General features: G+C 77.0%; 5 protein-coding genes. 3 read left to right on the top strand and 2 right to left on the bottom strand.

The window, feature by feature from the left end:
- Positions 1-29: 29 nt before the first annotated feature.
- Positions 30-2,891 (bottom strand): BTAD domain-containing putative transcriptional regulator, encoded by a 2,862-nt coding sequence (locus tag ACIQOV_RS09500; protein WP_401046759.1) that lies wholly within the window; start codon positions 2,889-2,891, stop codon positions 30-32.
- Positions 2,892-3,216: 325 nt separating this feature from the next.
- On the opposite strand from ACIQOV_RS09500, the gene ACIQOV_RS09495 reads away from it, so the two are divergent.
- Together ACIQOV_RS09495 and ACIQOV_RS09490 are read left to right on the top strand one after the other, a co-directional pair.
- The gene (locus tag ACIQOV_RS09495) at positions 3,217-5,865 is read left to right on the top strand and encodes a BTAD domain-containing putative transcriptional regulator (RefSeq protein ID WP_401046756.1); all 2,649 of its coding nucleotides are present in this window, start codon (positions 3,217-3,219) and stop codon (positions 5,863-5,865) included.
- 319 nt (positions 5,866-6,184) lie between these two features.
- The gene (locus ACIQOV_RS09490) at positions 6,185-8,554 is read left to right on the top strand and encodes an ATP-binding protein (RefSeq protein WP_401046753.1); all 2,370 of its coding nucleotides are present in this window, start codon (positions 6,185-6,187) and stop codon (positions 8,552-8,554) included.
- A gap of 137 nt (positions 8,555-8,691) precedes the next feature.
- On the opposite strand, the gene ACIQOV_RS09485 is transcribed toward ACIQOV_RS09490, so the two are convergent.
- Positions 8,692-9,966, bottom strand: coding sequence for a serine hydrolase domain-containing protein (locus ACIQOV_RS09485; protein ID WP_401046751.1), 1,275 nt, complete (start codon positions 9,964-9,966; stop codon positions 8,692-8,694).
- Between the two features lie 334 nt (positions 9,967-10,300).
- Here ACIQOV_RS09485 and ACIQOV_RS09480 point away from each other — a divergent pair, with 334 nt between their 5' ends.
- The gene (locus ACIQOV_RS09480; protein WP_380549397.1) at positions 10,301-11,197 is read left to right on the top strand and encodes an alkaline phosphatase family protein; all 897 of its coding nucleotides are present in this window, start codon (positions 10,301-10,303) and stop codon (positions 11,195-11,197) included.
- The last annotated feature ends 74 nt before the right edge of the window (positions 11,198-11,271 follow it).

Genomic DNA, 11,271 nt, shown 5'->3' with positions numbered 1-11,271 from the left:
GCCTCCGCCAGGGCCGGCCGCCGCCCGGGTCAGTCGTCCGCCGGCCGCCGCCCGGTACGGAGCTTGAGCGACGCCTCCAGGCCGGTGGTGAACCCGCTCCGGTAGCCCGCGCGCCGGTCGTGCGAGCGGAAGCGCTCCAGCGCCGAGCGCAGCCTGGCACCCACCTCCGGTTCCCGGCCCCGGGCGGACAGGTGGGCGGCGTAGGACTGTTCGGCCAGGGCGTGCAGGTACAGCAGGCCGGCCTCCTCGCACGCGGCGAGCAGCCGGTGCCAGGCGAGGTCGGCGGCGACGTCGCGGACGGTCGGCGGGAGGGCCTGCGCCTCGGTCAGCAGCGACCAGAGGTGGACCTGGGTGACGGGCGTGGCCGGCAGCAGCTCCCGGGCCTCGCGGGACCGGCGCTGGGCGCCCTCCCGGTCCCCGACGGCCAGGCTCACCCAGCCCTGGTGCACCTTGGCGTCGACCAGCCGCCGGCGGTCGCCGGACTCCAGCGCGAGCGCGGTGGCGCCGGCCGCCAGCCGTTCGGCCTCGGCGCCGTGGCCGAGCATCGCGGTGACCATGGCCAGCGTGGCGAGCGCCCGGACGTGCGCGGACACGGCCGCGGGCCCGGTCCCGGACTCGGCGGCGGCCACCGCCCGCCGGGCCGCCTCCGCGGACTCCTGCCGGCGTTCCAGCGCGACCAGGGCCTGCGCCCGGCAGTTGAGCAGCAGGGCGAGCGCGACCGGGTCGCCGCACCGTTCGGCCGCCGCCTGCCCGAGCCGGGCGCAGGCGAGCCAGTCGGTGAAGCGGCCGGCGCCGTAGTAGAGCGAGCCGCAGGTCAGCGCGAGCCGCCAGGCGCGGGCCGGGTCGGTGTCGGGGGAGGCGACCAGCGCGGAGAGCGCCGGCTCCTCGGCGTCGAACCAGTCGAGCGCGGTGCGGATGTCGACGGCGGCCGGCAGGGACTGCGCCGGGCCGGCGGGCGGGGCGGTGTCTTCCTGGCCGGGGTCGAGGAAGGAGCCGCAGTGCCGCAGGGCCGTGAGGTAGTGGTCGGCCAGGCGTTCGCGCAGCAGCCGCCGGTGCCGCTCGGGCCGTTCGGCGAGCAGCCCGGCGCCGTAGCGCCGGACCAGGTCGGTACGGACGTGGCGCCCGGGGGCGGTGCCGGTGAGCAGGTGGTGGGAGGTCAGCTCGCCGAGCGCCCGGTGGGCGGTGGCGGTGTCGCTGCCGAGCAGCGCGGCGCTCGCCGAAGCGTCCAGCTCGCGGCCGGGGTGGGCGGCCTGGACGGTCAGCAGTTCGGCCGCGGGTTCGCAGAGCCGACGGTGGGTCAGCCGGAGCCGGCCCGCGACGGAGAGCGTGCCGTCGGCGTCCAGGGCGGCCAGCCCGGTCCGCTCGTCGGCGAGTTCGGCGACCAGCCCGGCGATCGTCCAGTCCGGCCGGGCGGCCAGCCGGGCGGCGGCGATCCGCAGGGCGAGCGGCAGACGGTCGCAGAGCCCGGCGAGCCGGGCGGCGGCCTCCGGCTCGGCGCGCAGCCGCTCGGGCGTCAGCGCGCGCTCCAGCAGGTCCAGGGCGTCGTCCTCGGGCAGTGCGGCCAGGCGCAGCAGGGTCGCTCCCTCCAGTGCGACCAGGCCCTCCAGCGCGCCCCGGCCGGTGACCACGGCGGTGCCGGCCGGGCCCGCGGGCAGCAGGTCGGCGACCTGGTCGGCGTCGGCGGCGTCGTCCAGCAGCACCAGCAGCCGCCGGCCCCCGGTGCGTTCGCGGTAGAGCGCCGCCCGGGCGGCGCGCCCGGCGGGGATGCCGTCCTGCGGCACGCCGAGCGCGCGCAGGAAGCCGGCCAGGACGGCCTCGGGCCGGGCCGGGCCGTCCGGGGCGAGGCCGTGCAGCTCGGCGTGGAGCAGGCCGTCCGGGAAGCGGTCGGCGACCCGGTGCGCCCAGGCGGTGACCAGCGCGCTCTTGCCCACCCCGGCCGGGCCGACCACCAGCACCGGGCCGTCCCCGGCCCGGCCGCCCCCGTCGGGGCCCGGCCCGCAGGCCCGGTCGAGACGGGCCAGGTCGCCGGTGCGGCCGACGAAGTCCGTTTGGCGACGCGGTAGTTGGCGCGGAACCAGCGGGACCGGCGGGGCCGGCGGGGTCTGCGGCGCCGGCTCGGCGGCCGGGGGAGCGGCGGCCGGCGGCTCCACCGTGCGGTCGTCGGCCAGCACTTCGGCGAGCGCCGCCCGCAGCGCCGGGCCGGGGTGGATGCCCAGCTCCTCGGCGAGCCGCATCCGGGCCTGGTGGTAGGCGGTCAGCGCCTCGGCGGGCCGGCCCGCCTGGTGCAGGCAGCGCATCAGCAGCGCCACCAGTTCCTCGCGCAGCCCGTCCGTCCGGACGCCCTGCTCCAGCACCGGCACGGCCGACGCCCCGGCGCCCTGGCCCAGCCGCAGCCCGGCCCAGCGGAGCAGGGCGGCGGTGCGGGACTGCCGCAGCCGGTCCACCGCGGCGGAGCGCAGCGGGGTGTCGGGCAGGTCGGCCAGCGCCTCGCCGCGCCACAGCCGCAGTGCCCCCTCCAGCAGCGCGACCGCCGTGGCGCAGTCGCCGTGGCCGGCCTGCCGGTCGGCGGCGCCGGTGAGTTCCTCGAAGCGCAGCGCGTCCACCTCGTCGGCCGGCCCGGCCAGCAGGTAGCCGGAGTCCCGGGTGTGCAGCTCGAACGGGGTGCCGGCGAGCACCTTGCGCAGCGCGGCGACGTGGCCCTGCACGGCCGCCCGCGCGCTCGGCGGCGGCTGCTCGTCCCACAGCAGCTCGCACAGCTGGTTCACGGTGACCAGGTGCCCCAGCCGCAGCGCCAGCAGCGCCAGCACGGCCCGCCGCTGCGCGCCCGCCACGCTCGTGAAGCCGCCTGCCCCGATCCGCAACTCCACCGGCCCGAGCAGCCGAATCCGCACCAGTACCCCCACTTCACCGCAGAACCGCGCATCACGCCCCGAAGCGGCCATCGGCCCTCGGGGTGGAGCAGTGTAGTGCGAGAAGATGTCCGGTCATGTCGGTCGGTTGTCCCTGCCCCCGGTTGACGCGTCGGGAGCGGCGGATGGTTGCGCCGGCGGGGGATCGGGCCGGAACACCGTGTCGTACCCCTCGGTTCGGCCGGGGCGCCGTGTCGTACCCCCGCGGTACGGTGCCCGAGGACGGCCCCGGACCGGTGCGAAGGGCCTGACCGGCCCTATCCTCGGTCGGGCCGGGGAGTCGAGGACGGGGGAGGGGAACGGGCGCGTGCACATCGATCTGCTCGGACCGGTGGTGGTGCGGCGGGAGGACGGGACGGCGGTGACGCCCTCGGCGCCCAAGCGCCGGGCGCTGCTGAGCGCGCTCGCCGTGCGGCTGAACCGGACGGTGGCCACCGAGGAGCTGATCGAGCTGGTCTGGGAGGGCTGCGCGCCGCCCACCGCGCGGGCCGCCCTGCAGGGCCATGTCGCGGCGCTGCGCCAGCTGCTGGACGGCTCCGGACTGGAACTCGACACCCGCGGCTCCGGCTACCTGCTGGCCGGTGAGCCCGACCGGATCGACGTGCTGCGCTTCGCCCGGTTCTGCGAGCAGGCGGGCGTGCTGCTCCCCGAGCCCGCCGGCCCGCCGCGGGGCGCCGCGCCGGACCGGGCACTGCCCCTGCTGCGCGCCGCGCTGGACCTCTGGCGCGGTCCGGCGCTCGCCGACTGCGGCTCCGCCCTGCTGCGCGAGCGGACCCTCCCGTACCTGACCGACCTGCGGCTGCGCGCCCTGGAGCTCCTGGCCGACGGCCTGCTCCGGGCCGGCCGGGGCGGCGAGCTGGCCGCCGAACTCGACGAGGCCGCCGACGGCCACCCCGCCCGGCAGCCGCTGGCCGCCCGGCTGGTGCGCTGCCTGGAGCAGGACGGGCGGAGCGCCGAGGCGCGGGAGCGCTACGAGCGGGCGGTGGCCCGGCTCAGCTGGCCGCCCGGCCCCGAACTGCGACGGGCCGGCGAGCTGGCCGGCGCCCGGCCCGCCGCCGACCGCCGGTTCGTCGGCCGGAGCGTCGAACTCGCCCGGCTGGAGCAGGTGTTGCCCGCCGCTCGGGACGGCCGGCCGATCCTGGTCACCGGGCCCGCGGGGGTCGGCAAGACCAGCCTGGTCCGGCAGTGGACGGCCCGGCGCGGCGACGCCTACTTCCCGGACGGCGTCCTCCGCGCCGAACTGCGCGGCTTCGACCCGGACGGGGCGCGCGAACCCGGCGAGGTGCTCGGGGAGCTCCTCACCGCCCTCGGCGTCGACCCGGACGCGCTGCCCGCCGAAGCCGAGGACCGCGCCCGCCGCTACCGCGAACTGATCGGCGGCCGGCGGATGCTGGTCGTCCTGGACGACGCCGCCTCCTACGAGCAGCTCGCCCCGCTGCTGCCCGACCCGCCGGCCACCGACAGCGAGCCCGCCCCGGTCGCGATCGTCACCAGCCGCAGCCGGCTGCGCCACCTGCTGGTCCGTACCGGCGGCATACCGGTGCCGCTCGGCGCGCTCGGCGCCGACGAGGCCGCCGACCTGCTCGCCCGCATCCTCGGCCCGGACCGCACGGCCGGTGAGCCGGAGGCCGTCGCCGAACTCGCCGAGCGCTGCGACCACCTGCCGCTCGCGCTGCGCCTGGCCGCCGCCCGCCTGGCCGCCCGGCCCGACTGGTCCGCGGCCGACCTCGCCGCCGAACTCGCCGACGAGCAGACCGGCCTGGCCGCCCTCTCCGGTGCCGGCGCCGGCACCGACCGCGGCCCGCTCGGCCTCACCACGGCGCTGGACCGCACGTACCGCGCGCTGGCCCCGGACGCCGCCCGGCTGTTCACCCTGCTCGGCCTGCACCCCGGCGCGGAGATCGGCACCGACACCGCCGCCGCCCTCGCCGACCTCCCGCCCGCGACCGCCCGCACCCTGCTGACCCGGCTCGACGCCGTGCACCTGCTGGAGGAGACCAGCCCCGGCCGGTACGCCCGGCGCGAGCTGGTCCGCCGCCACGCCGCCGCGCAGGCCGCCGAACTCGCCTGCGACGAGCGGTACCTGGCCCTCGACCGGTTGATCGCCCACTACCTGGACGTCACCGCGGACTGGGCGGGCGAGGGGGCGGAGGCCGGGGGCGCGGCGGCCGGGAGCAGTGGGTCGGCGGCGGCCTGGTTCCGCCGCGAGGAGAGCGCCCTGCGCGCCGTCGTGCTCTGCGCCGAGCAGAAGGGACGGCCCACCGCGGCCTGGCGACTCGCCCACCGGGTCGGCCGGTTGTACGAGACCACCGGCCACGACCGGACGCACTGGCGGGCCGTGGTCGAGGCCGGGCTGCGCGCCGCGCACGCGGACCGGGACGAGGCGGCGGTCGCCCGGCTCGGCACCGACCTCGCCGTCCTGCACGTCGACCGCGCGGCCCACCGCACCGCCGCCGACCAGTTGGAGCGGGCGGTCGACGCCGCCGACCGGGCCGGCGACGCGGCGCTGCGCCACCACTGCCGCAGCCGGGTGGCGGCCGCGCTGCTGCGGACCGGCCGGTACGAGCGGGCGGTGCCCATGCTCGGCGACCTGGTGGCCGCCGCCCGCACCCCGGCCACCGACCACCTGCTGGTCCGCGCGCTCACCGACCTCGCCGACGCGCTCGTCCTGGCCGGCGATCCCGGGCCCGCCCTGCGCCACGCCGACGAGGCTGTGCGCGCCGCCACCGCCCGCTCCGGCGGCGCCGAGGCCGTCCTCGCCACCCACAGCCGGGCCCGCGCCCTGCACGCGCTCGGCCGCCGGGACGCCGCGCTCTCGTCGGCCCGGCTCGCCGTCGCCCTCGGCCGCACCGTCGGCGACCCGGCCCTCGAAGCCCGCTCCCACGGCCTGCTCGCCGACCTGCTGGACGCCCTCGGCCGCACCGTCGAGGGCGCGGAGGCGAGACGCCTGGTGTAGGGCCGTCGCCCGCCGGGCCCTGCCCCGGCCGCCCCCGTGGCGGGAAACCGCCGCCGGAGACCGGCCGTCCGTGGCGGAAAACCGCTGATCGGCCGGCGGAACCACAGGCGGAACTATCGGCGGTCCGCCCCCGCGCAACCGCCCCCGCCTGCGTCGCCCCGCCCGCAAGCATCCCTCCTGACCTGGGCGGATATCCTGAGGGAGGGGCGACTGGGAGGAATCCGTCCGCCCGGGCATACTTCTGCCTGGAACGAACCGCCGGAGGCGACTCCAGGCAGAAGTGCGGAACTGCGCAGGACCGAGTGAGTGGGGGCGGGGCATGGCGGCCGGGGGCGGTACGGACACGGACGCGAACGAGTTCAGCTGTCTGCTGGCAGGGCACCGGGTGGTGGCGGGCCTGACCCAGGAGGAGCTCGCCGCGGCCGCCGGGGTCAGCCTGCGCGCCCTCGGGGACATGGAGCGCGGTCGCACCCGCGGCCCGCAGCGGCGCACCGTGCGGGCCCTGGCCGAGGCGCTCGGGCTGGACGGCGTGCAGGCGGAGGCGCTGGACCGGGCCGCGCAGTCCGGACGCCCGCGCGGGGTGCGGCCGGGCTCGGCGCCCGCCGGGGGCCGCGCCCGGCCCCGCCGGTCCGCCGCGCACGAGGCCGCCGCCCGTACGGACGCGCCGCGCGCCGCGGCCCCGCCGGTGCCCGCCGCCGAGACCGGCCAGAGCGCCCTCGCGCTGCCCCGCGACATCGCCGACTTCACCGCCCGCGAGGACGCCCTCGCCCTGCTCGCCCGGCTGGCCGAGGACGAGCGCCCGGCCCACCCGCGCGTGGTGCTGGTCAGCGGCCAGCCCGGCCTCGGCAAGACCTCCTTCGCCCTGCACGCCGCCCACGTCCTGGCCCCGCGCTTCCCGGACGGCCAGCTCTCGCTGGACCTCGGCGGCATGTCCTCGCAGCCGCTGCCCGCCCGGGACGCGCTCGGCCAGGTGCTGCGCGCCCTGGGCGTGGCCGATGCCGCGGTGCCCGCCGGGACGGAGGAGCGGGCCGGCCTCTACCGGGCGCTGGTGCGCGAGCGGCGGCTCGTCCTGGTGCTGGACAACGCCGCCGACGAGGGCCAGGTGCGTCCGCTGCTGCCCGGCTCCGGCCCGGCCGTGACCATCGTGACCAGCCGCAACGTGCTGCCCGGCCTGGAGTCGGTGCACCGGTTGAGCCTGGACGTGCTCTCCCCGGCGGAGGCGGCCGGGCTGCTGGCCCGGATCGCCGGCCGCGAGCGGATCGAGGCCGCGCCCGACGCCACCGCCGAGCTGGCCAGGCTCTGCGGCTACCTGCCGCTCGCGCTGCGGATCGCCGGGCAGCGCCTGGTCGCCCGCCCGCAGCAGCCGGTCGCCCACCTGGTGCGCCAGCTCACCGCCGAGGAGAACCGGCTGGACCTGCTGGAGACCGGCGACCTGGCCGTCCGCCCGGCCTTCGAGCTGTCCTACCGGCGACTGCCCGCCGAGTCCCAACTGGTCCTGCGCCGCTGCGCGCTGACCGCCGGGCAGGACTTCACCGCGGAGATCGCCGCGGCCTACGCGGGCCTGTCGGCGGCCCGCACCGAGCTGGTGCTGGAGCAGCTCGTCGACGCCGGGCTGATGCAGGCGGCCACCCCGGACCGCTACCGCCTGCACGACCTGGTGCGGCTCTACGCGGGCGAGCGGCTGACCGCCGACGAGACGGGCCAGGAGCTGGCCGAGGCCCGCACCCGGGCCGGCCGCTGGATCCTCGGCCGGGCGGCCGAGTACGGACTGCGGTTCGACCCCGACCACGCCACGGACGCGGCCGGTACCGGCGGCGCCGCGCCCCCGCACCTCACCGAGGCGGCCGCCTGGCTGGAGTACGAGCACCCCGAGTGGCTGGCCGCCCTGCACCAGGCGCAACGGGCCGGCCGCTACCGGGAGGTGGTGGACACCGCCGAGGCGATGCACTGGTTCTCCGACCGGCTGCTGAGCTGGGGCATCTGGGCCGAGGTGTTCCAGCTCTCGGCGGACGCCGCCCGCGCGACCGGGGACCGGCGGGTGGAGGCGGTGCACGTCAACTACCTGGCCTGGACGTACATCACCTGCCTGCACCGCTACCAGCGCGGCATCGAACTGGCCACCGAGGGGCTGGAGCTGGCCCTCGCGGTGGGCGACCGGGAGCAGCAGGGCTGGGCGCTCACCTACCTCGCCTCGGGCCTGCGCTACCTCCAGCGGCACCGGGAGGCGACCGACGCCTTCCACCGGGCGGCGGACGCCTTCGCCGAGCTCGCCAGCCGCTCGGCGATGATCGGCCGGCTGGTCACCCTGCGGGGCGCGGCCAACTGCCTGCGGGAGTCCGGCCGGGCGGAGGAGGCGGTGGATTCGCGCCGGCGGGCCCTGGCCGGGGCGCTGGAGCTGGTGGAGCGCTGGTCCTCGCCGCTGATGCACCTGCTGGCGGCCATGACCGCGCACGAACTCGGCCTGGACCGCGCGGCGTTGAGGCGCTGGCCGGCCGCCGAGAAGGCCTACCGGCAGGCCCTGGTGCACTTCGAGGCGGTGGGCCGCCCGGACAGCATGACCAAGACGCTGACCGAACTGGGCACCGCGCTGATCGAGCAGGGCCGCGCCGAGGAGGCCCGCGAGCTGCTGACCGAGGCGCTCACCGACCTGAGCGCGGAGGGCCCCCGCGCGGCGGGCGCCCGGCACTGACCGGTTCTCCCGAGGGGCCCGGCCGGTGGCGCCCAGAGCCGGTCGGCCGTAGCCGGAAACGCCCCCGCCCGCCTCCGGTCTCACCGGAAGCGGGCGGGCGCGCGGGCCGGAGCGGCCGGTGGGACCGGTGGGACCGGTCAGATCCGGGTGTCCTCCACCACCGGCAGCGAGTCGACCGGTGCCGAGGCCGGTGCCGAGGCGGGTGCGAAGGCCGTCCGCGGGGCGACGGTGGGCTGCTTGCCGCAGAAGGCCGGCTCCAGGGTGTTCATCAGACCCTGGGTCACCGAGCCGTTGTTGGAGGCGTTGGCGAAGACCACCACGCTGCGCCGACCGTCCGGGGTGGTGAAGGACTGGCTGTTGAAGCCCTGCACGATGCCGCCGTGCCCGTACACGTCCCCGCAGGAGAGCGAGATGCGGCGCAGGCCCAGGCCGTAGGAGATCTTCGCGGTGGGGGTGGGCAGGGCGGTGGTCATCTGCTGGAGCGAGGCGGTCGAGACGAGCCCGCCGTTGTCGCCGGCCGTCAGCGCGGTGAGGAAGCGGTCGAGGTCCTCGGCGGTGGAGATGACGGCCCCGGCGGCCCAGACCCAGGAACCGTTCTGCTCGGTGGAGTTCAGCAGCGGCTTGGTGCGGTCGTCGTTGGTGAGGTAGCCGGTGACGTGGGCGCCGCGGATCGCCTGGTCGGGCACCACGAAGGAGGTCTTGCGCAGGCCGAGCGGCTGGATGATCCGCTCGTTCAGCACCTCCGGGAAGGGCTGGCCGGTGAGGTGCTCGACCGCCAGGCCCATCAGCACGAAGTCGGTGTTGGAGTAGGAGTAGCGGGTGCCGGGGGTGTACTGCAGGCCGTGCTTGACCGACATCGCGACCAGCTCGCGCGGGTCGTAGACCGTGCTGCGGATGCGGGCCTCGAAGGCGCTGGTGGTCTCCTCGCCGGCCTGCTCCAGCAGGTCGTTGGTGTGGTCGAAGATCCCGGCCCGGTGCTCCAGCACCTGGCGGCCCGTCATGGTCCAGCCCTCCGGGAGGGTGCCCGCGGGCAGGTACTCGCGCAGCGGCCGGTCGAGGTCGATCCGGCCCTCCTGCGCCAGCTGCATCACGAGAACGGCGGTGAACATCTTGCTGTTGCTGCCGACCCGGAACCTCCACGAGGAGTTCATCGGGGTCCCGTCCAGGTCGGCCAGGCCGACGTTCACCGAGCGGGTCCGGTCGCCGCCGTCGTGGTCGCGGATCACCGCGAAGGCGCCCGGGGCGCCGGCCGAGACGGTGGCCTGGAGGGCGGCGCGCACACCGGCGAGGTCGGGGGCGGTCGCGGCGGTGGTGTCCTGGCCGGCGGCCGCGGCGGGCAGGGCACCGGTCGCCACCAGGACGGCGCCGGCGGCGGCCACCGCGAGCGGGCGCAGAAGGCTGGTCTTCGCCATGTTCCTCGGTTCTCTCGTGAGCTGACGCGGTGTCGGACCGCGTCGTTCGAAGATCACTATCACCGGCCCGGGCGGTCCGTGGCAATGTGAACCGGTTCGCCCGCATTTCGCGTTGTCGATGCGGCGGTCGGCGGCCGCACCGTTCGTTTCCCGCGCCGGGGCCAAGGTTTCACCTGCCGTCGTCTACCCGCGTCGAACTCGGCGCCCGATGCTGTTCGGGCGCTTTGCGCCCGGTCGTACCCCGGGCGCCGCACCCCGGACGCCGCATACCGGCGGCAGGCACCTCCCGTCCCGAGCCCGGCTCGCCGGGCCGTCTTCCACCCGAGGAATTGTCATGACTTCGTCCACGAAGGCCCTGAGCCCCCGCTCCCGCCGCACCGCGACCGCGATCGGCTCCGCCGTCGCCCTGCTCGCCGCCTCCGCCGGCCTCTGGGCGGCCACCGCCACCACCGCCCAGGCCGCCGCGCTGCCCACGCCCGACCACATCGTCGTCGTGGTGATGGAGAACCACGCCTACACCCAGGTCATCGGCAGCAGCAGCGCCCCGTACATCAACAACACCCTGAAGGCGGGCGGGGCCAACCTCACCCAGTCCTTCGGCATCACCCACCCGAGCGAGCCGAACTACTACGCGCTGTTCTCCGGCTCCACCCAGGGCACCGTCGACGACAGCTGTGTGACGGTCGGCGGCTTCCAGGCCGCCAACCTCGCCTCCGAGGTGATCGCCGCCGGCAAGACCTGGGGCAGCTACAACGAGTCCCTGCCCAGCCAGGGCAGCACCGTGTGCAGCAGCGGCAGCTACGCCCAGAAGCACAACCCCTGGTTCGGCTTCGGCAACGTCCCGCTCGGCTCCGCCAAGACCTTCGCCCAGTTCCCGACCGACTACAGCACCCTGCCGAACGTCTCCTTCGTGGTGCCGAACCTCTGCAGCGACATGCACGACTGCTCGGTCGGCACCGGCGACACCTGGATCAAGAACAACCTGGGCGCGTACGCCACCTGGGCGCAGACCCACAACAGCCTGCTGGTCGTCACCTTCGACGAGGACAACAAGCTGTCCGGCAACCGGATCCCGACCGTGATCTACGGCGCCCACGTGACGCCCGGCAGCAGCAGCGCCACCACCTACAACCACTACAACGTGCTGCGCACCCTGGAGGACCTGGCCGGTGCCTCCGGCCACGCGGGCAACGCGGCCTCCGCCGCGGACATCACCGGCATCTGGAACTGAACGGCGGCGGTCAGGCCCTGATCCCGGCCGGGTCCTGTTCCGGGGTCCGGTCCCGTCCCGGGGCCTGTTCCCGG

The sequence above is a fragment of the Kitasatospora sp. NPDC091257 genome (genome assembly GCF_044757675.1).
Classification (GTDB): domain Bacteria; phylum Actinomycetota; class Actinomycetes; order Streptomycetales; family Streptomycetaceae; genus Kitasatospora; species Kitasatospora lactacystinica.
The sequence above is the reverse complement of the archived record's forward strand: the minus strand, read 5'-3'. Positions and strand labels throughout refer to the sequence as shown.

Bases quoted from the DNA above. Each gene is read 5' to 3' on its own strand.
- ACIQOV_RS09490 (WP_401046753.1), top strand. From the start codon at position 6,185: ATGGCGGCCGGGGGCGGTACGGACACGGACGCGAACGAGTTCAGCTGT.
- ACIQOV_RS09485 (WP_401046751.1), bottom strand. From the start codon at position 9,966: ATGGCGAAGACCAGCCTTCTGCGCCCGCTCGCGGTGGCCGCCGCCGGC.
- ACIQOV_RS09480 (WP_380549397.1), top strand. From the start codon at position 10,301: ATGACTTCGTCCACGAAGGCCCTGAGCCCCCGCTCCCGCCGCACCGCG.